Here is a 20,087-nt window from a genome sequence, read left to right on the forward strand (position 1 = left end):
AATTCTCACGGTGAGGGGGTGAGCGGATATCCGCTTCCGGTATCCCAGCAGGGCGATCGCCTCCGTCGCGGTGCGGGGAGCGTCTCCCGTCATCGTCCGGACCGCTGCGGTCCTATTCCACGACGATGACGTGGTTCGGCAGCTCGTCCGGGTCGCCGCGGCCGGCCGGCACGTGACGCGCAAGCTCCGCTCCCATGCGTTCGACCGCGCGCAGAAGCCCGGCTTCCGCCTCGCCCCTGCGCAGGGCGGTGGTGAGGTCGGCGAGCGTCGCGGTCCAGTGCTCCGCGCCGACGCGATCCAGGATGCCCTGGTCGGCGACGATCTCGGCATGATGCTCGGCCAGCGACAGGTAGAGCAGGATCCCGGTCCGTCCGCGGGTGCGTCCCAGCCCGCGTGACCAGAACGCCCGGCGGGCGGCGTCGCGAGCCCGCGAGCGCCGGACACGACGGGGCGTCAGCGCGACGCGCAGTCGCTCCGACAGGCCCGCCGCGAGGAGGGCCGCCACGAGGGCGGCTTGCGCGAGCAGGATCGCTCCGGTGCTCCAGCTGGTCAGCACCAGCAGCGGCCAGGGTAGGATCAGGCCGGCGACGAGGGCCGCGACGTGCACGATCGAGCGGTACTGCCCGGCCCGGGCCGTCACCATCACCACGATCTCGCCGGCGGTGCCGGCCTCCGCGCGGCCGACGGCTCGCTCGATCCGTGCGCAGGCATCCGGCGTGAGCAGGGGGCTACCAATCACCCGAGGCTCCTCCGCCGCCGGACGAGCCGCCGCCGCCCGAGAACCCGCCCCCATCGGAGAAGCCGCCGCCGAACCCGCCCGAGGTGCCGCCGCTCCAACCGCCGGTCCCCGGCCCAGGAAGAAAGACGATGCCGCCGCCGCGCCCGCGGCCACCGCGGTTCATCCGCCACGCCACGAACAGGATGAGAAGGAACAGGCCGATGAAGATCGCGACCTGCGCCGGATCGACCTCGTCGGAACGGACCTTCGGCTTTCGCTGCCAGACCTCGGCGTCGCCCGAGAGGATCGAGAGCATGCCGTCGACGCCGGCGGTGATCCCGCCGGCGAAGTCGCCGTCCTTGAAGCGCGGCGTGATCGCGCTCGCGATGATGACGCGGGACAGGGCGTCGGTGAGGGCGCCTTCGAGGCCGTAGCCGACCTCGATGCGGACCTTGCGCTCGGTCGGCGCCACGATCAGCAGGGCGCCGTTGTTGGTCTTCGCCTGACCGATCTTCCACTCCCGGAACAGGCGGTTGGCGTAATCCTCGATCGTGATGCCCTGAAGGTTCGGCACCGTCGCGACGACGACTTGATCGGAGGTCTTGTCCTCGTAGGCCTTGAGCTTGGCCTCCAGGGTCCCGCGCTGCTCGGGGGTGAGGATCCCGGCGGCGTCGACGACGCGCCCGGTCAGCTTCGGGAAGGTCAGCTCCGCGGCCGCCGCAGCCGTCCACAGCCCGGCGCAGGCCACGAGGGCGAGGACGAGGGGGAAGGCCCTGAGCGCTCCGCGCCGCATGCGCGAGAAATCCCTAGAACTTCACGTTCGGCGCCCGCTCGGAATTGGGCGTTGCCGTGAAAGTCTCCATCGGCTTCGATTCCGGGTAGAACCACGCCGCGATCCAGCGGCCGGGAATGGTGCGGATCTCGGTGTTGTAGGCCTGGACCGTGCCGATGTAGTCGCGCCGCGCCACCGCGATCCGGTTCTCGGTGCCCTCGAGCTGCGACTGCAGCGCCAGGAAGTTCTGGTTCGACTTCAGGTCGGGGTAGGCTTCGACCGTGGCCAGCAGGCGCCCGAGCGCACCGCTGAGCTGGTTCTGCGCGTCCTGGAACTGCTTGAACTTGGCCGGGTCGGTGATCGTCGAGGCGTCGACCTTGACGCTGGTGGCGTTGGCGCGGGCCTCGGTCACCTTGGTCAGGGTGTCCTGCTCCTGCTTGGCGTAGCCCTTCACCGTCTCGACGAGGTTCGGGATCAGGTCGGCCCGGCGCTGGTACTGGTTCTGCACCTCGCTCCAGGAGGATTTCGCCTGCTCCTCCAGGGTGGGCACGCGGTTGATCGCGCCGCAACCGGAGAGGCAGGACGCGAACAGCATCGCGATCAGCGCACCGGCGATGCGGGCGATGATCGGGCTGGTCCGCGGCGTTGCGAAGTCCGCACTCGACGACATGTCCACCACTCCTGCCTGCCTCGTCCGGCCCAGCTTGGCCGTAATCACGCCGACGTGAGATAGGGTGCCGCACCCGCCGGGAGAAGGGCCGCGCCGCGCGTTCGCGATGCGTCGCGCGTTCGTCCGGGCGGAGCCGGTCGAGGTTGACAAGCCCATCGCCGCGGTGCGCTGTGCGCGCCATGGATGACACGCCTCAAGCTGCGGCGGACAAGCCGCGCGTTGCCATCACCTATTGTACCCAGTGCAACTGGCTCCTGCGGGCCGCCTGGATGGCGCAGGAACTGCTCTCGACCTTCCGCGACGACCTCGGCGAGGTCGCGCTGATCCCGGCGAGCGGCGGCGCCTTCTCGATCACCGTCGGCCCCGACACGGTCTGGGAGCGGACCCGCGACGGCGGCTTCCCCGACGTGAAGGCCCTAAAGCAGCGCGTGCGCGACCGGCTCGATCCGGCGCGCGATCTCGGCCATATCGACCGGCCGAGCTCCGATCGGCCGAAGTCCGACCCGTGATGGCGCGATGCTGCAGGACTACGCCCCCGATGACGCCGCCGCGCCCGCCCGCGATCCGGATGCTGCGGTGAGCCCGAGCGAGCTGCCCGCCGCCCGCGGCCGCCGCGGCCCGCGTCCGAGCTGGCTCCGCCGTCGCATCGAGCGGCTCGAGCGGAACGGCGCCTCGACGCAGGTCTACCTCGTTGCGCTGGTGATCGCGCTGATCGGGCCGGGCCTGATCTTCACCGCGATCCTGCTCGCCCGCTACGCCTCCGTCGAGCGTGCGCGCTTCGAGCAGGATGCCCGCGAGAACGTGCGCGGCATCGCCCTGTCGATCGATCGCGATACCGCCGGCCTGGTCTCGGTGCTGCAGACCCTCGCCACCTCGCCGCGCCTGAAGGATGGCGAGTTCGAGGCCTTCGACGCGCAGGCCCGTCTCGTCCGCGAGGCGATCGACCTCGACATCATGCTGCGCCATCCCGACGGGCAGCAGATCGTCAACACCGGGATCAAGCGCGGCGGCATGCTGCCGATTACCGTGCTGCCGTTCGACAAGGAGATCGCCTCGGGCACGCAGCGGGCGATGGTGACCGGCTACCTTCCCGGGCCGATGCCGGGCGATGCCACCTACGGTGTCGCCGTGCCGGTGATGGTCGGCCCGAACGTCGCCTACATCCTCAGTTTCAGCGCGCCCGTGAGCCGCCTGCAGGCGATCCTCGCCCGCGAGGTCGTCGAGGGCTGGACCACCGGCATCTCCGACCGGCAGGCGCTGGTCCTCGCCCGCCTGCCCGACCCGGGCGCGATCGTCGGACGCCCGCGCCTCGCCAGCCTCCGGCAGATCCAGACCGAGACGCCCGGCGTCTGGCAGGGCAAGGACCGGCAGCACCGCCCGGTCGTCGTGGTGGAGGCGCGCTCGCGCCTCACCGGGTGGACGGTCGGCACAAGCATCCCGCAGACCCTCGTCGACGCGCGGCTGCGCCGCTGGGTCTGGGCCTTCGGCGGGTTCGGTCTTCTCGTCCTGGCGACGTCGTCGGCGCTCGCGGTCGTGCTGTGGTCGCGGGTGTCGCGTCCGCTGCGCCAGCTCGCGGCCTCCGGCCCGGCCCTGTCGCGCGGCGAGGCGATCCCGCGCATCGCCTCGCCGGTGCACGAGATCCGCCGCCTCGGCGACGTGCTCACCGACGCCTCGCTCCGCTTGAAGACCCGCGAGGGCGAGCGCGACCGCGCGCTGGCCGACACCCGCCGCGGGCTCTCGGCGCTGCGGGAGAGCGAGGCGCGCTTCCGCCACATGGCCGATTCCGCGCCGGCGCTGATCTGGATGACGGACGAGGCCGCGACGGTCAGCTTCGTCAACATGCATTTCGAGCACATCTTCGGAATGCCGGCGACGGCGCTGGCCAACGAGGGCTGGCACAAGATCGTCCATCCCGACGACCTCGCCGGCTTCTCGGCCACCTTCACCGACGCCTTCGACGCGCGGAAGCCCTTCCGCACCGAGGTCCGGGTGATCGACCGCGACGGGGCGGTTCGCTGGCTCCGCTGCGAGGGCGTGCCGCGCCTCGACGACGGCGGCACCTTCCTCGGCTACACCGGCTGCAACGTCGACATCACCGATGCGAAGTCCGCCGAGGAGCACCTGCTGCTCCTGATCCACGAGCTGAACCACCGGGTGAAGAACACGCTGGCCACCGTCCAGTCGATCGCCAACCAGTCCCTGCGCAGCCTCGACGGGGCCGAGGCCGATGCGGCCCGCGGCGCCTTCGAGGCGCGGCTCCTGGCGCTCGCCCGCGTCCACGACGTGCTCACCCGCGAGAGCTGGGAGGGGGCCGAGATCGCCACGGTCGTCGCCGACGCGATCCGCCCGCTCGATTCCCCGGAGGTCTCGCGCTTCCGCGTCTCCGGGCCGCCGTTGCGGCTGCCGCCGCGGATCGCGCTGTCGATCGCCATGGCGCTGCACGAACTCGGCACCAACGCGGTCAAGTACGGTGCGCTCTCGCGCGAAGGCGGCCGCATCGACATCGCCTGGACGCTCCGGCGCGACGACGAGGTCAGCCTCACCCTGCGATGGGTCGAGAGCGGCGGCCCGCCGGTGGCGAAGCCGACGCGCACCGGTTTCGGCTCGCGGCTGATCGAGCGCAGCCTCGCCCGCGAGCTCGCCGGCGAGGTCAATCTCGCCTTCGATCCCGCAGGCGTCGTCTGCACGATCGTGGCGCCGGTTCCGCCGCCCGGCCTGCTCGAGCGCAAGGGCGGCACCGACGTGCCCCGGATCGCGCCGCTGCCGCGATTCGGCTGATGGGGCGGGTGTTTCAGGATGGCCAGACGCAGACTCCACTGAGGTGCCTGCCGGCGATCCGCGGATAGCGCGCACCGGAAGTCAAATGAGTAGGCGTCCCCCTATCCCAACCAACGCCCTCATCCTGAGGTGCTGCCTCGGCAGCCTCGAAGGAGCCCTCCTGCGATCGCGCGCCTGGTCAGCGGGCTCCTTCGAGGCTACCGGTGCTCGGAAGCGCTTAGGATCGACATGAGGGGTTGGATCGGCGCGCAGGGACAACGCGCACGACGCGAAACCGCCGCGACCCGAGGGTCGCGGCGGTGGGAATTTGGCCCGATCGTGATGGGTCCGAAACAACTCAGAACCGGTAGGTGAAGTTGCCCTTGACGGCGTGGTCCTCGGCGCGGGACCCGACCTGGCCGGTGTAGGCGATGCCCAGGGTGGCGGCGGCCGAGACCCGCAGGTCGAGGCCGGCTTCCGCCACGAGGGCGTCGCGGTCGATCGGGATGCCCGCGGTGAGGAAGGCCGGGCCGGTGGCGCCGAAGGCCAGCAGCGCCGTCGGCACCACGTCGCCGAAGGCCCGGCGGTAGCCGAGCAGGCCGTGGGCCGAGACCGGCGCGCCGAGGCCGAGATCGAAGCTCGTCTGCGCCCGTACGCCGGCGGTGGCCGCCCCGAGGTCGTAGTCGCGGGCGAACCCGGTCAGCGCGGCGATCCCGCCGGTCTCGGTGAAGCGGTCGCGGCCGATCGCGACGACGGCGCCGCCGACGACGGGCTCGATGTAGGAGAGCGTCGTCACCGGGACCGGGGCGGCGTCCTGGCCGACGGGCGGCGCGGCGCCGCCCAGGAAGAGCTTGTAGCCGATCTCGCCGAAGCCCTGGATCGTCGAGCCGCCGGTGCGGGCGCTCGGCGTGTCGGCTAAGCCGGCGAACGCCACCGTCCGGGTCAGGCGCGCCGCGTTGTCGGCGTAGACGGCGCCCAGCCGCAGCGAGACCGGCCCGCGCTCGTAGCCGCCGTAGAGGCCGCCGAAGCCGCTCTCGATCGAGCCCGATTGCAGGCGCCCGGCCGTGTCGAGGCTGGTCGCGGTGTAGCCGCCGGCCACGCCGAGGCGGAAGCCGCCCTCGACGCGGACATCGGCGCCGAGCACGAAGCCCGAGGTCTGGCGCGACAGGCTCGCCGCGTTGCCGTCGCTGCGGGCCTGCCCGAAGCTGCCGAAGCCCTGTCCCCAGAGCCCGAACACCCGCGGGTCGAGGGTGCGGATGGCCACCGGCACCGGCGCGGCGCGGCGACCGGGCAGGTCGGCGGTGTAGGTGGCCGGCAGGCGTCCGTAATCGGCGCCCTCCGCGAAGCCGGGGGTGGCACCCCAGCGCATCCGATCCAGGATCGCCTCGCGGACGAAGTACGCGGTCTCGAACTCGGCCGAGATCGCGCTGGCATGGATGTCCCCGGTCAGAGCCCGGAAGGCTCCGACCGCCTCGGGGGTCGTCAGCCCGATGGTGCGGTCGTAGGCGCCGGTGCCGGGGCCGCCGGCCTGGATCGCGTTGGCGACCGCGCCCTGGTTGCGGGTCTGCGCGATCGTCGCGAACGCGATGTCGTTGCGGGTCAGCGTGAGGTCGACCTCGTTGGCCTGGTAGCGCAGCGTCGGGGAGAGGAAGGCGAAGTTCGCGGTCACGCCCGCGAACTGCCCGGCTACGCCGCCGCCGGCGGTGAGGATCGCGTACTGCGTGCGCGGATCGTAGGTGCCGGGCGCCGCGAGCACCTGCACGGTGCCGCCGGCGAGCGTCGCCGTGCCGGCGACCGCGAGCCGGTCGGACTGGCCGGCGGCGTTGGCCTCGACCTGAAACACCGAGCCGGCCGCGAACGCGGCGTTGCCCGCGACGGTGAGCGTGCCGATGGAGTTGCCCGGCGCCACCGTGCCGCCCGAAAGCGCGCTGATGCCGCCGACCGTGCCGGTGCCGCCGAGCAGGCCGCCGTCGCTGACCGTGGCGAGGCCGGCGATCGTGCCGTTGGCGTAGAGCGCGCCGCCGTTGCCGACCGCGACGTTCGTCGCCAGCGCGTCGGCGGCATCCATCCGCAGGGTGCCGGCGACGTTCCCGAAGTAGCCTGCGGCCGAGTACAGGTCGAGACGGCTCCAGTAGCTCAGCGCCGTGCCGTAGAAGGCGGCGAGCGCGTTGGTCTCGGTGTTGACGAGGATCTGGTTGATCGTGCCGGTCTGCAGGTTGCCGTAGAGGCCGCCGTTCGGCGCGACCGTCCTGGCGGCGGTCGTGCTGCCGCCGTAGAGCGGCGCCAGCAGGATCGAGGCGTCGGGGCCGTTGACGGGCGCCGTCTCGCGCGGCGCCTGGGCGAAGGTCAGGGTCGGCAGGCCGTAGGTCAGGCGGGACTGGTACAGCGCCTGGTTGGCGGCGGAGGGCACGTACGGGTTGCTCGCGGTGTTGGCGGCACTCGCCGCGCAGGCCGCGACGGTGTTCCCGCACTGCACCGCCTCGTAGGCCTGCAGCTCCGCCGCGGCCCGGGTGAACAGGCCCGGCATGTTGATCGCCGTGCCCGTCGTCGCGGCGTTGTTAATGTAGGCCGGGTTGGTGAAGGTCTGGGCGAGGTCGTAGGCCGAGAAGGCGCGCGAGGCGATGATGTCGAGCGGATAGTGCACGCCGAGCACGATGCGGTCGTTGGCGTAGTCCGAGGCGCGCAGCAGCATGTTCTGGTACTGCTGCGGCACCAGCATCGCGAGCAGGTAGCCGTCGGTATAGGCGTACTGGGTGTGCCCGCTCGGGAAGGACGGGTTGGTGGCGATGCCGTTCAGCGCCGTCGGGTCGAACACGTTGTAGCGGCTCGCGGCGACCTGGATCGGCCGCGAGGAGCCGTAGACGTCCTGGCCCGCTTGCGTGTTGCGGACGCCGTAGGCGAGGTCGAGGACGCTGTCGAAGCGGTTGGGCAGCGTGCCGGTCGTCCCGGCCGCCCCGGCGGGCGAGCCGGCGGGGATCGTGTAGGGACCGGTGGGCAGGGTGTAGCCGGCCGGCGCCACCGCCGGGATCGGCGGCGCGTTGCCGGAGGGCGCGGTGCTCGGGTTGTTCGCTGCCCCGTTCGCGAAGTAGCTCTTCGCCACGCCGAGGTTGGCGCTGAGCACCGTGTAGGCCTGATTCAGGAGGTTGAAGGTGTTGGTGAGCGGCCCGCTCGTCGCGGTGCTCGCCCGGATGCCGGTCTGGTAGATCGCGCCGAGCTGCGGCCCGAGCCCGCCCACGGGCTGGTAGGGGTTGAGGCCGCCCGGGCTCTGCGCCGCCTGCAGCGGCAGCCCGCCCGCGAGATTGTCGCCCGGCCCGAGATTGACCCGCGTCCCGTCGAGGAGGGTGATCGTCGTCGCGAAGGCGGCGCTTCCGGGCAGCGCCTTGTCGCTGATCGCCCGCTGCTGGTCGGCGACCGAGGCGCCCTGGTTCTGGGCGATGGCCTGCGAGAGGTTGAGCTGCAGCGTCTGCTGCCCGACCGCCGTTCCGTTCAGCGAGAGGAACGGCGCGAGCAGGTTCAGCACGTTGACGTTGGCCGGCGTCGTGTTCGCGGTCTGCGCCTGGACGGCTGCCGGCCCATAGGCCGCGACGACCACCGCGGCGATCGAGACACCCTGCTTGAAGTCCATGATTCGTCCCCTCGTGCCGATCTTCGGCGTTCGGAGAGCAGGACTAGCGAAGTCTACGTCGGAGTCTTCGTCATAATCCAGTCATAATATTGAGAAGTACGTGGGGTTGCTGAAAAGCAACAAGTATTATCATGTGCTGGCTAAATACCTCGGCCCGGAACACAGCGTCTCGGGGATGACTTTGCCGGCTCGCATCACTGCGACCGGCGCGACGGCGTCAGGCGCAGGCCGGGGGCGGGGCGCTCGAGCAGGACCTCACGGCGAAAGCGGACCAGGCGCGCCGGCCGCCCGGCGGTGCCGCTGGTGACGCCCTCGGTCTCCTCCACCAGCCCCTGCTGCGCCACCAGCCGGCGGAAGTTCTGCTTGTGGAGCTGCGTTCCCGACAGGGCCTCGACGGTGCGCTGAAGCTGGAGCAGCGTGAAGTGCGGCGGCATCAGCTCGAACACCACCGGGCGATACTTGATCTTGCCGCGCAGGCGCCCGATCGCGGTGGCGAGCACCCGGCGATGGTCGAACGCCATCGGCACTCCCGTCGGGTCGCCGGGGCGCGCGGGCCCGGCATTGCCGGCGGCTTCCGGGATCAGCCCCGCCTCGAACAGCAGCTCGTAGCGTTCCAGCACGCGCTCCTCGTTCCAGGTCGCGCCGTTGAGGCCGAAGGTGAGGCCGAGGCGGTCCGCGCGCGAGCGCCGGAGCTTGGCATCGGTCGGCGCGCCGGCCCAGGCCAGCAGCTCGGCCTCGATCGCGTCGAGCTCGGGCGGCCGGCCCTTCCGGAAATCCTCGTAGGGCAGGTAGCGGTACCAGTTGCGCCAGGCCGCCTCGGCCAGGCCCGCCGGGCGCTCCTCGCGCACGAGGGCGAGGTAGGCCACCGACAGGGTGTGGACGCCCGCCCTGGCGTCGGCCTGCCGGTCGCGGTCGCCGAAGGTGTAGAGCTGCTCGACGTAGCCCAGGCGCTGGTGGGTCTGGCGCTCGACCCAGGCGCGCAGGCCGCGCTCCAGGGTGGCATGCTCCGACACGAGCGGCCCGGCCGGCAGCCCGTCGCCGCGTCCCGCGGCCTGGTCGGCCACCTGGACCGTCAGCGCCCGCGGCTCGCCCTCGGTGGCGGCGATGATCGCCGCGGCGAGCCCCACGGAGGAGGGGCTGGGCACCGTCCCGGCCGCGCGCAAGTCCGCCGACATCGTCTTTCCCGTCGCCCTGTCCATCGCATGACCCGCCGCCCGAGGCCGAGCGGTCGTCGATGGAGCGGCCGCGCATCGACCTGTCGTTGCTTAAGCCGCAAACGGCCGCAATCCGTCAACGCGGCGCCGACATTCCGGCGGGGATGGCACCCTCTTGCCTCCGAGGCCGAAAGCGCTTGCTAAGCGGCTCTGCGATGGCCAGACAGGGCCGAACGCGCCGGGACGACAGCCGGTCGTGAGGAGGCGGGCGATGCAGGCGGGCGGCAGCCTCGGAAACGCGACGACCGGCCGCGCGTCCGGTCCGACGGTCGACCTGCGCCTCTACGGCCTCCTCGACGTCGGCGTCTGCGGCGACGACGGGCCTCGCCTCGCCGACATGGCGGCGGCGGCGGTCGCCGGGGGCTGCACCCTGTTCCAGTATCGCGAGAAGGACATCGCCGACGCCCGCGCCGCGCTCGCCCGCATCCGCGCGATCCATGCGGCCCTCGCCGGCCGCGCGCCGCTGCTGGTCAACGACCGGGTCGACCTCGCGCTGGCCGCGGGTTGCGAGGGCGTGCATCTCGGCCAGTCGGATCTGCACCCGGCCGATGCCCGCCGGCTGCTCGGCGACCGGGCGATCGTCGGGTTGACGCTGAAGACCGGCGCGCAGGCCGACGAGCTCTATCGGCTGCCGGTGGATTACGCCTGCATCGGCGGCGTCTTCGCCACGACCAGCAAGGACAACCCGGATCCACCGGTCGGCCTCGACGGGTTCGCGCGGATCGCGTTCCGCGCCAGGCTCGCCCGCGGCACCGCGGTGCCGGTCGGCGCGATCGCCGGCATCGACGCGAGCAACGCCGCCGCGGTGATCGCCGCCGGCGCCGACGGGATCGCGGTGATCTCGGCCCTGTTCGGGGCGGAGGCGGTCGAGGGCCGGGCGCGCGACCTGCGGGCGCGGGTCGACGCGGCGCTGGCCGAACGAGGAGCTGCCCGATGACGCCGATCGCGCTGACCATCGCAGGATCGGATTCGGGCGGCGGCGCCGGGATCCAGGCCGATCTGAAGACCTTCTCCGCGCTCGGCGTCTACGGCGCCAGCGCGATCACGGCGCTGACCGCGCAGAACACGCGCGGCGTCCAGGGCATCCACGACGTGCCCGCCGACTTCGTCGCCGCGCAGATCGACAGCGTCTTCTCCGACCTCGCCGTGACGGCGGTGAAGATCGGGATGCTGTCGCAGCCGGCGGTGATCGAGGCCGTGGCTGCGGCGCTCGAGCGCCACGCCATCCCGCGGCGCATCCCGGTGGTGCTCGATCCGGTGATGGTCGCCACCAGCGGCGACCGGTTGATCTCGGACGACGCGGTGATGCTGCTGCGCAGCCGCCTGATGCCGCTCGCCGACCTGATCACCCCGAACCTGCCCGAGGCGGCGAGCCTTCTCGACGAGGCACCGGCAGCCGACGAGAACGGCGCGGCCGCGCAGGCCAGGCGCCTCGTCGCGGCGGGCGCCCACGGCGTGCTGATCAAGGGCGGCCATGCCGCGGGCGACGAGAGCGTCGACCATCTGCTGACCTCGGAGGGGCTGGTGCGGCGCTTCTCGGGCGCACGCCACCCGACGCGCAACACCCACGGCACCGGCTGCACCCTGTCGGCCGCCGTCGCCGCCGGCCTCGCGAAGGGCCTCGGCCTCGAGGCGGCGGTCCGGGCCGCCAAGGCCTACGTCGCCGCCGCGATCGCCGCCGCCGACGACCTCGCGATCGGCGAGGGGCATGGGCCGGTCCACCACTTCTTCGCGATCTGGGCCTGAACGCCGAACCGGCACGCTGCGGCATCCGCGCCGGTCGCCTTGCATCCGCGGGGGGATTGCGTTTGTAGTAGCGCACGTTCGTTCCGATAAACGGAACGCGATGGCGGAATGCGGATGGCTTCGGCGATGCAGGAACAGGCGGAACGGCCGGGTCGGGGCCGGGACATGCTGAGCGGAGCGGCCGTGCTGTCGGGACAGCTCGGCAAGACGATCCAGCGCCTGCGCAAGGCCTACAACCTCTCGCTGTCGGAGCTCGCCGAGCAATCCGGCGTCGCCAAGTCGATCATCAGCCAGATCGAGCGCAACGAGACCAACCCGACGCTGGCGACGATCTGGCGCCTGTCGCAGGCGCTCGACGTCTCGATCGAGCGGGTGCTGGCGGCCAACGACGAGGAGCCCTTCATCGAGAAGTCCTCGCGCGCCGACACGCCGATCCTCGTCTCCGAGGACGGCAAGGTGCGGCTGGCGATCATCGGCTGGGTCAAGACCATCGAGTGGCTGCAATGGTACGAGGTCTCGGCCGACCCGGGCGGGGTGCTCGATTCCGATCCGCACCAGCGCGGCTCGGTCGAATCGCTCTCGGTCTCGGAGGGCTGCTTCGAGGTCGACATCGGTGGCGTTGTTCAGCGCGCGCGCGCCGGCGAGACCCTTCGCTACCGCTGCGACCGCCAGCACGTCGTCCGCTGCACCGGCGACGTGCCGGGCCGCGCGACGATGGTGGTGATCATGAAGGCGGCGGTGATGGAGTGAGCGGCCCGGGCGCTCAGCGCCCGCCGTTCACCCAGCGCACCAGGTCCGCGAGCACGGTGCCGAGCGCCTGGTCGAGCGCCCGCGCGCCGTTGCCGGCATCGACCGCGGTGACGGGCACGCGCGCCGTGAAGATCCGGGCCGCGACCACCTTTCCGGTGCCGTCGGCGACCAGCTTGGTCGAGATGTCCACCACCGCCTCGCCGGTGCCGGCCGCGATGTCGAAGGCGCGGATCTCGGAGATGAGCTGGTAGTCGGCCACGACCTTGTCGCCGGGGCGCGAGACCGAGCGCAGGCGGCCGGCATTCTCCAGGCTCTGGATGATCCGGGTCTGGATCAGGCGCGGCAGGCGATCGGCCCATTGGCCGCCGCCGAGGAACGAAAGCGAGCCGCCGGCCTCGCGCACGATGATCCGATCGGCCTCGAACGGCTGGATGCCCACCGGCTCCGCGACCACGATCGCGCGCGCGCTCGCGGCCGGGCGGCCGGCGGCAGGCAGCGCCATGAGGTCGAAGGTCAGCGGCGCGGCGCCCCCGCCGCAGCCGCCGAGGATTGGGGCGACGAGCGAGGCGGCCAGGGCCAGACCGGTAACGGGACGGAGCATACGCGATACCTGAACGTTCCCGGCCGGGTGGCCGGGAACGGATGAAGCTGTGCCGTTCAAACTATTCGGCCGCATGAAATGTGCCGTGCGGCGAGGCACATCGACCCGGAACGACGCGACTTCAGCGGCCACCGTTGTATTCCGGCAACGACGGCTTGCCGCCGAAGATCACCTGCGAGGGGTCCCGCTCCAACGTCCGGACCGTGCGGTTCAGGGTGTTGAGCGTGCGTTGCCCGTCGGTCGACAGGGCCTCGACCTCGCGTCGGCCGGTGCCGCTGAGCCGCCCGAAGCTCGTGGCGATGTTGGCGGTGCGCTTGTCGAGGTTCTCGGACAGGGTCCGGAACGCCTTGCCGGCGTCGCGCACCGAGATCGCGGCCTCGCGCACCTGCGTGAAAGTGCTGGCGCCGGCCTCGCCCGAGGCGGATCCGAGGAAGCCCTCGGCGCCCTTCAGCACGGCGTCGATCCGGTCGGCCGAGGCGTTAAGCTTGCCCGCCAGCGACCGGGCGTCGTGCAGGCCGGCCTCGATGTCCGGGCTCGACGTCGCGAGCGCGCTCGAGAACCGGTCGGCGTTGTCGATCACGCGGTTGAGCTTGCTGCCGTCCACCGCCTTCACCAGGCTCGAGACGGCGGGCCCGGCCTCGGCCAGCGTCTTCGAGAAGCTCTCGACGTTGGCGAGCGTGCGGGTGATCGCGCCCTCGTTGCCGGCGACCAGCTTGTCGAGGCGCTGGAGCACGTCGTCGGCCCGCTGCGCGATCTGCTTGGCGGCGGCCATCATGTCCTGGATGTCGGACGAGTCGGCGAAGATCGTCGGCATCTCGCCGTTCGTGCCCGGCGCCAGCACCGGCGCGTCGGCGTTGCCGCCGTTGAGCGCGATCACCGAGACGCCGGTCAGCATCGCCGAATCGAGGCGCGCGCGGGTGTCGGCGCGCAGGGGCGTCGAGGGGGCCACCTTGATTTCGGCGATGACCCGGCGCGGATCCTGCGGCAGCAGGTGGACGTCCGTCACCTCGCCGACCTTGATGCCGTTGAAGGTCACGCTCGACCCGCGCGACAGCCCGCCGACGCTGCCCGAGAACACGACGCGCACCGCTTGGCTCACTTGCCGCGACGAGCCGCCCGACAGCCACAGCACGAAGCCGAAGCCGACCAGGATCACCCCGAGGGTGAAGGCGCCGATGAGGGCGAAGTTCGCACGGGTCTCCATGATCTCAGGCCTTCCGCCAAGCTGTGGCATTCGTGCGGTGCGCGGGCGCACCCGCGCGGCGCGCCGGCATCCGCCCCCGGTGCGAGCGGTCACGCATGGGCGGGGACGCCCGTCCGCATCGGCGCCGCCGGGACGATCGCGCGGGCACGCTTGCCGTGGAAGTACGAGCGCAGCCACGGGTGGTCGTGCGCCAGCATCTCGTCGATCGTGCCGGCGGCGATGATCTGTCCGTCGCCGAGCGCCGCGATGCGGTCGCATGCGGTGTAGAGGCTGTCGAGGTCGTGCGTCACCATGAAGACGGTGAGGCCCAGGGTCTGCTTGAGGGTCGCGACCAGCTCGTCGAACTCGCCGGCGCCGATCGGGTCGAGGCCCGAGGTCGGCTCGTCGAGGAACAGGATCTCGGGGTCGAGCGCGAGCGAGCGGGCCAGCGCCGCGCGCTTGATCATGCCGCCCGACAGTTCCGAGGGCAGCTTGTCGGCGGCATCCGGCTTGAGGCCGACCATCTCGATCTTGAGGCGCGCGAACTCGTCGAGCAGGCGCTCGGACAGGTTCAGGTGCTCGCGCATCGGCATCTGGATGTTCTGCTTCACGGTGAGCGCCGAGAACAGCGCGCCCTGCTGGAACAGCACGCCCCAGCGCTGCTCAACGCCGCGGCGCTCGGCGATGGTGAGGCCGTCCATGTCCTGGCCGAACACCTCGATGGTGCCCGAGCGCTTGGCCACGAGGCCGAGGATCGTGCGGGTCAGGACCGACTTGCCCTGGCCCGACGGGCCGACGAAGCCGAGGATCTCGCCGCGGCGGATGTCGAGGTTCAGGCCCTTCAGGATGGTGCGGTCGCGAAAGCCGACGACGAGGTCGCGGACGCGGATGATCGGTTCGGGTTTGGTCGTCTCGGGCATGGCGTCTGGGTTTCGCAACGGATCCTCAGAAATCGATCGCCGCGAAGAACACCGCGAACAACCCGTCGAGGACGATCACCATGAAGATGGATTTGACGACTGAGGCGGTGACGTGGCGCCCAAGCGATTCCGCCGAGCCCTCCACGGCGAACCCCTCGATCGTCGCGATGATGCCGATGATCAGCGCCATGAACGGCGCCTTGATCAGCCCGACGAGGACGTGGTGGACGCCGACCGCCGCCTGCAGCCGCGCCAGGAACTGCTCCAGCGTGAGCCCGCCATAGGCCATCGCCGTGAGGCCGCCGCCGGTCAGCGCCGCGAGCGCCGCGATCAGCGTCAGCATCGGCAGCCCGACGACGAGGGCGAGGATGCGCGGAACGATCAGGATCTCGATCGGGTCGAGCCCCATCACGCGCAGGGCGTCGACCTCCTCGCGCATCCGCATCGAGCCGATCTCGGCGGTGAAGGCCGAGCCGGAGCGTCCGGCCACCATGATCGAGGTGAGCAGCACGCCGAGCTCGCGCAGGATCAGGAGCCCGATCAGGTTGACGACGAAGGCCGCCGCCCCGAAGCGCTGGAGCTGGAAGATGCCCTGCTGCGCGACGATGCCGCCGACGAGGAACGAGATCAGGAAGATGATCGGCACGCCGCGGAAGGCGACCTGCTCGATCTGGTTGACGAAGGCCCGGCCGCGGAAGGTCGACGGACGCGACGCCACGCGCAGGCACGCGGCGATCACCTCGCCGAGGAAGGCGAGCCCCGTGATCAGGTCGTGCCCGCCGCGGACCACGCGGCGGCCGAGGCCGTCGAGCATCGCGAAGATTCGGCCCTGGCGGACGGGAGCGGCCGGCTCGGGATCGCGCAGGTGCATCTCGCCGAGCAGGATGCGGTGCTCAGGCCGCACGCCGGCATAGCTCAGGCGCCCGCCGGCCGCCTCGATCTCGCCGCGGGTCCGCTCCAGCACCCAGGCGCCGAGCGTGTCGAGGCGCGCGACGGCGCTCAGGTCGACCATCACGGGGCGGCTCCTGGCCTCGGCGGCGATCCGCGCGGCGGCGATCTCGACCGCGCCGCCCTGGTCGGCCGTCCAGCGCCCGTCGAGCGCGACGTGTCCGTCGCCCGGCGCGATGGTCGCGCCGGCGGGCTGCCGGTCGAGTCGATGCGTCGGCGTGGTGTCGTTGGCCTGCACGAAGCCTGTGTCCCTCGATCGGCGCCGGTCTGCCTGCGCGATATGTTCAGATTAGGGTTGACGGTCCGTATCGTGCCGCACCGCAACCGGAGGCTGCCCGGTGGCAGGGACCCGGGCCGCGGCCCGGCTCGCGGCGGCCGCGGTCAGGGCGAGGCCCGCGACCGCGAGCGGCGCCATCGCCAGGAAGACGAGGGGCCCGCCCGCCCGGTAGGCAAAGCCGCTGAGCAGCGTGGCGCCGGCCGCCGCCGTCGCGTTCGCGGCGCTGAGCGTGCCCTGCGCCCGGCCGCGGGCGCCGTCCGGGGCGAAGGCGGAGACGGCGGCCATTGCCCCGAGCTGCGTCGCGCCGAAGGTCAGCCCGTGCAGGGCCTGGAGGCCGACGAGCGCGGGCAAGGTGTCGCCGAGGGCGTACATCCCCACGGCGCGAACCAGCGCCGCCCCGCCGCCGAGGGCGAGATAGCGGAACGGCGTGCGCCACGCGGCCGGCAGGCGGGCGACGCAAGCGAACAGCACGATCTCGGCGACGACCCCGACGCCCCAGAGCGCGCCGACCGTCGCGGTCGAGAAGCCGTGCGCGGTCCAGTGGATGCTGCCGAAGGCGTAGATCGCCGCGTGGCTCGCCTGGATCGCGGCGGCGGCGGCGACGCAGAGCTTGAGGCGCAGCGGCAGCCGTGGACGAAGCCCCTCCGCGTGCTCCGGCGCCGGCGCGGCGACCGAGCGGCTGGTGAAGGCCACCACGCTCGCGATCAGCGCCAGCCCTGTGAGCAGCAGCGGCACCGCGAGGGTTTCGCCCATCGCCGTGAGCAGCGCCCCGCCGGCGAGGTTGGCGATGAGGAACGCCACCGAGCCCGACATCCGGATCCGCGCGTAGTCGAGCCGCGGCTGCCGGCGGACGGCGGCGAGGGTGAGGTAGTCGATGCTCGGAACCAGCGGCGCGCCGGCGACCGCGTTGAGCAGCACGAGGAGCGCCAGCGCCGGCCAGCCGATCCCGGCGCCGGCCGGCATCAGGGCGTAGGTCGCCGCCAGGGCGAGGCTGCCCGTCAGCAGCAGCGCCCGGGCGCCGACGCCGCGATCGATCAGGCTCATCAGCGGTGCGGTGGCGACGATGCGCGTGGCGATCGGCAGGGCGAGCAGCAGCCCGATCACCGAGGCGTCGAGGCCGAGCGCGGCGAGCCAGACCGGCATGAACGGCATCGCGATGCCGATCTCGACGAAGACCACCGCGTAGAGGAGCGACAGGCGGAAACGGCTGGGCTCGAGAGTCGGGGACGCGGCCAAGGTCTCGGATCGATGCGAGGTGGATCGGGACGGGAGCGGCCACCGTAAGCCGCCGTTAAACCGATCCTGTCAAATTGCGCTCTTGCCAGAGTTGCGCCGGAGCCGGGTCTCGTCCCACCGCGCGAGGCTATCGCCTTCGAGGACGCGTATCATGTCCGGTTCCCACTCGCTGACGGCCTTCGAGCCGACCGAGTACGAGGCCATCGAGGCGACCATGAGCGGGAGCGCCCGCGGGCGCTGGTTCCTCGCGGAGTATGCCCGCCGCAACCGCAGCGCCGACACGAACGTGCTGCTCGACGCGATCGCGCGGCTCGAATCCGCGGTTACGGACGGGCACGGCCCGGACGCGGTCAGCCATTTCCGCGGCGACATCATGGAGATGGCGAGCGCGATCAGCCGGACCAAGGCCGAGATCGCGGCGATCACCGATCCTGATCACGACCAGACCCGCCTCGGCATCGCCTCGGAGGCGCTGGACGCGATCGTCCAGGCGACCGAGCGGGCGACCACCGACATCCTCACCGCCGCCGAGCAGGTTCAGGAAAGCGCGTGGTCGCTGCGCGAGCACGGCATTGACGAGGCGGCCTGCGACGCCCTCGACCGCTACGCGACGCAGATCTACACCGCCTGCTCGTTCCAGGACCTCACGGCGCAGCGCACGAGCCGGATCGTGCAGACTTTGCGCTATCTCGAGGAACGCCTGATCGCGATGATGGCGATCTGGGGCGATGCCGGCGCTCCGGTCCCGCCGGCGCCGGGCTACGCGACCTCGCGCCCGGCCCGCGAATCGCGGCCCGAGGACCTCGATCAGAGCGACGTCGACCGCTATCTCGGCATGGACGCGCCGGCGGTGATCGCCGCCGCGCATGCGGCTCTCCGCGCGATCGAACCCGGTGCGGTGCCGCTCCACGACGACATCGTGTTCCTGCCCTCGGCGCCCGAGCCCGAGTCGGCCGCGGAGGCGTCGGACGTCGAGGCTGAGCTGGATTGGGCCGACGATTTCGAGGCGCAGATCGCCTCCGAGGACGACGCCCTCGAGTTCCGGGCTGCCGACGCGAGCCCCTCCGACGTCAGCGCCGAATCGCATCCGCCCGCGGAACGTGCGCTCAGCTTCGCCGAGATCGATGCGCTTAGCGTCGAGGAGAAGCTGGCGCTGTTCTGCTAGGGCTCCGCCGAGCGAGCGCGAGACCGCCCTCTGATCCGGGACCGCGCCTGCGCCGGCGAACCACGGCGGGGCGACGCGTTCCCCGAAGCTCGGGATCGCGCCTCGCGCCGCTTGCGCCCCCGTGAGATCGCCGCCCCTATGGGCCAGAGGGGCGAAGCGACGGAGGCCGGGCGTTGCCGAGGTATCGGAACAAGTCGTTGCCGCCGCCGTACCTGAAGCGGGTCTGGCTGCCCGACGACGCGGTCTACGATCGCGACGCCTATCCCTACTGCCTTCCGCTTTTCCTGGAGGGCGGGTTCGAGCTCGCGTTCGATCGTCCGGTGACCATCATTGCCGGCGAGAACGGGGTCGGGAAATCCACCCTGCTGGAGGGCATCGCGGTCCTCGCCGGGTTCGACGAGAGCGGTGGCGGCGCGGGCTACCGCGCCGTCGACAACGCCCGGGCGGCCGAGACCGGCGGCGGCGACCTCGCGCGGGTGCTCCGGGCGAGCTGGCTGCCGAAGGTCGGTCGCGGCTGGTTCTTCCGGGCGGAGAGCTTCTTCTCCGTCGCCCGCTACCTCGACGAGGTCGGCAGCCCCAGCGCGGATTTCCTGTCCTATTCGCATGGCGAGGGCTTCATCCGGTTCTTCGAGGAACGCTGCGCCAAGCCCGGGATCTTCCTCTTCGACGAGCCCGAAGCGGCCCTGTCGCCGAACCGGCAATTCGACTTCCTCAGGCTCCTGAGGCGCATGGAGGCGGGCAACCAGACCCAGGTGCTGATCGTCACGCATTCGCCGATCATCATGGCCCATCCCGGCGCACGGCTGCTGCGGATGAGCCGGCACGGCCTCGAGCCCGTCGCCCTTCAGGACACCGAGCATTTCCGGATCCTGCGGCAGTTCGTGAGCGATCCCGAAGGCATGATCGAGGCGATGACCGACGCGTAGCAACGATCGCGCGGCCGGAACCTGTAGCCAGGACGAAGGGTCGCGCGTTCGCCGCAATGATCCGGCGTTACACCCTCCGCGCATCGCCCGGCGCCTGCGAGAGACCGACGACATCGTGGCCCTTCACCTGCTCAAGCTCTGCGTCGGCCCCGCCTCGATCGACGAGTTGGAGGCGCGTCAATCCCGGTTCCGCGACGAGGCGTTGCGGCTCGGTGCCGATCCGGCGCCGGTCCACACCACGCGGATGGTCCCGAAGCGGCGGGCCGAGATCGCCGGGCACGGCTCGATCTACTGGGTGATCAAGGGCACGCTGAGCTGCCGCCAGGCGATCACCGCGATCGACCTCGTCACCGGCGACGACGGCATCGGCCGCTGCCGCCTCGTCCTCGATCCGGCGATCGTCGCGGTGACGCCGCGGCCGTGCCGACCGTTCCAGGGCTGGCGCTACCTGACCCAGCGCGATGCGCCCGGGGACCTCGGCATCGGCGCCGCCGCCGACCTCGCCGCCATGCCCGAGGCCCTGCGCCGCGAGCTGGTCGGTCTCGGGCTCCTGTGATCGGACAAACGAAGGGCGGCCCC

At 71.8% G+C, this 20,087-nt stretch carries 18 protein-coding genes; 8 read left to right on the forward strand and 10 right to left on the reverse strand.

Going from position 1 to position 20,087, the window contains the following annotated elements; all coding sequences use genetic code 11:
* Positions 1–112: 112 nt before the first annotated feature.
* From ACFZ8E_RS05135 to ACFZ8E_RS05145, 3 genes are read right to left on the reverse strand one after another with little or no spacing between them, the layout of a single operon-like run.
* Positions 113–739: a TPM domain-containing protein gene (locus ACFZ8E_RS05135; protein WP_244030497.1), complete on the reverse strand. Its 627-nt coding sequence runs from the start codon at positions 737–739 to the stop codon at positions 113–115.
* Positions 729–1,511, reverse strand: a complete 783-nt coding sequence (locus ACFZ8E_RS05140; RefSeq protein WP_244030498.1) for a YgcG family protein — start codon at positions 1,509–1,511, stop codon at positions 729–731. Before ACFZ8E_RS05140 ends, ACFZ8E_RS05135 begins: the two co-directional genes overlap by 11 nt.
* Positions 1,512–1,524: 13 nt before the next feature.
* Positions 1,525–2,160, reverse strand: coding sequence for a LemA family protein (locus ACFZ8E_RS05145; RefSeq protein ID WP_147859166.1), 636 nt, complete (start codon positions 2,158–2,160; stop codon positions 1,525–1,527).
* A gap of 179 nt (positions 2,161–2,339) precedes the next feature.
* On the opposite strand from ACFZ8E_RS05145, the gene ACFZ8E_RS05150 reads away from it, so the two are divergent.
* Entirely contained in the window at positions 2,340–2,669 is a 330-nt protein-coding gene (locus tag ACFZ8E_RS05150) for a SelT/SelW/SelH family protein (RefSeq protein WP_147844652.1), read from the forward strand.
* 7 nt (positions 2,670–2,676) lie between these two features.
* Positions 2,677–4,938: a sensor histidine kinase gene (locus ACFZ8E_RS05155; protein ID WP_405042223.1), complete on the forward strand. Its 2,262-nt coding sequence runs from the start codon at positions 2,677–2,679 to the stop codon at positions 4,936–4,938.
* 337 nt (positions 4,939–5,275) lie between these two features.
* Here ACFZ8E_RS05155 and ACFZ8E_RS05160 read toward each other — a convergent pair whose 3' ends face one another.
* Positions 5,276–8,542, reverse strand: a complete 3,267-nt coding sequence (locus ACFZ8E_RS05160) for an autotransporter domain-containing protein (RefSeq protein WP_405042224.1) — start codon at positions 8,540–8,542, stop codon at positions 5,276–5,278.
* Positions 8,543–8,736: 194 nt separating this feature from the next.
* Positions 8,737–9,717: an NrtR DNA-binding winged helix domain-containing protein gene (locus ACFZ8E_RS05165; protein WP_147729042.1), complete on the reverse strand. Its 981-nt coding sequence runs from the start codon at positions 9,715–9,717 to the stop codon at positions 8,737–8,739.
* Between the two features lie 250 nt (positions 9,718–9,967).
* On the opposite strand from ACFZ8E_RS05165, the gene thiE reads away from it, so the two are divergent.
* The 3 genes from thiE (at position 9,968) to ACFZ8E_RS05180 (ending at position 12,252) form a co-directional block, all read left to right on the forward strand.
* A complete protein-coding gene (gene thiE, locus ACFZ8E_RS05170) occupies positions 9,968–10,693 on the forward strand; it encodes a thiamine phosphate synthase (RefSeq protein WP_243935550.1) in 726 nt (241 codons plus the stop codon).
* Positions 10,690–11,502, forward strand: coding sequence for a bifunctional hydroxymethylpyrimidine kinase/phosphomethylpyrimidine kinase (gene thiD, locus ACFZ8E_RS05175; protein WP_243948702.1), 813 nt, complete (start codon positions 10,690–10,692; stop codon positions 11,500–11,502). Before thiE ends, thiD begins: the two co-directional genes overlap by 4 nt.
* Positions 11,503–11,628: 126 nt before the next feature.
* Positions 11,629–12,252, forward strand: a complete 624-nt coding sequence (locus tag ACFZ8E_RS05180) for a helix-turn-helix domain-containing protein (protein ID WP_147729642.1) — start codon at positions 11,629–11,631, stop codon at positions 12,250–12,252.
* Positions 12,253–12,265: 13 nt separating this feature from the next.
* On the opposite strand, the gene ACFZ8E_RS05185 is transcribed toward ACFZ8E_RS05180, so the two are convergent.
* The 5 genes from ACFZ8E_RS05185 to ACFZ8E_RS05205 form a co-directional block, all read right to left on the reverse strand.
* Positions 12,266–12,853 (reverse strand): ABC-type transport auxiliary lipoprotein family protein, encoded by a 588-nt coding sequence (locus ACFZ8E_RS05185; RefSeq protein ID WP_405042225.1) that lies wholly within the window; start codon positions 12,851–12,853, stop codon positions 12,266–12,268.
* A 121-nt stretch (positions 12,854–12,974) separates the two neighbouring features.
* On the reverse strand, positions 12,975–14,057 hold the full coding sequence (locus ACFZ8E_RS05190) for an MlaD family protein (protein WP_405042226.1): 1,083 nt from the start codon (positions 14,055–14,057) through the stop codon (positions 12,975–12,977).
* An 89-nt stretch (positions 14,058–14,146) separates the two neighbouring features.
* Positions 14,147–14,956 carry an ABC transporter ATP-binding protein gene (locus ACFZ8E_RS05195; RefSeq protein ID WP_243948696.1) on the reverse strand — a complete coding sequence of 270 codons (810 nt, stop codon included), beginning with the start codon at positions 14,954–14,956 and terminating at the stop codon, positions 14,147–14,149.
* A gap of 25 nt (positions 14,957–14,981) precedes the next feature.
* Positions 14,982–16,082 carry an MlaE family lipid ABC transporter permease subunit gene (locus ACFZ8E_RS05200; RefSeq protein ID WP_243948721.1) on the reverse strand — a complete coding sequence of 367 codons (1,101 nt, stop codon included), beginning with the start codon at positions 16,080–16,082 and terminating at the stop codon, positions 14,982–14,984.
* 111 nt (positions 16,083–16,193) lie between these two features.
* Positions 16,194–17,417 (reverse strand): MFS transporter, encoded by a 1,224-nt coding sequence (locus ACFZ8E_RS05205; RefSeq protein WP_147843775.1) that lies wholly within the window; start codon positions 17,415–17,417, stop codon positions 16,194–16,196.
* Between the two features lie 151 nt (positions 17,418–17,568).
* On the opposite strand from ACFZ8E_RS05205, the gene ACFZ8E_RS05210 reads away from it, so the two are divergent.
* The 3 genes from ACFZ8E_RS05210 to ACFZ8E_RS05220 all read left to right on the forward strand — a co-directional run bounded on the left by ACFZ8E_RS05210 (position 17,569) and on the right by ACFZ8E_RS05220 (position 20,064).
* A complete protein-coding gene (locus ACFZ8E_RS05210) occupies positions 17,569–18,582 on the forward strand; it encodes a hypothetical protein (protein WP_243948692.1) in 1,014 nt (337 codons plus the stop codon).
* Between the two features lie 197 nt (positions 18,583–18,779).
* Positions 18,780–19,508: an AAA family ATPase gene (locus ACFZ8E_RS05215; protein ID WP_405042227.1), complete on the forward strand. Its 729-nt coding sequence runs from the start codon at positions 18,780–18,782 to the stop codon at positions 19,506–19,508.
* 115 nt (positions 19,509–19,623) lie between these two features.
* Positions 19,624–20,064: a DUF1489 family protein gene (locus tag ACFZ8E_RS05220; protein WP_147728889.1), complete on the forward strand. Its 441-nt coding sequence runs from the start codon at positions 19,624–19,626 to the stop codon at positions 20,062–20,064.
* Positions 20,065–20,087 lie beyond the last annotated feature (23 nt).

Source organism: Methylobacterium sp. HMF5984 (genome assembly GCF_045033435.1).
GTDB lineage: Bacteria > Pseudomonadota > Alphaproteobacteria > Rhizobiales > Beijerinckiaceae > Methylobacterium.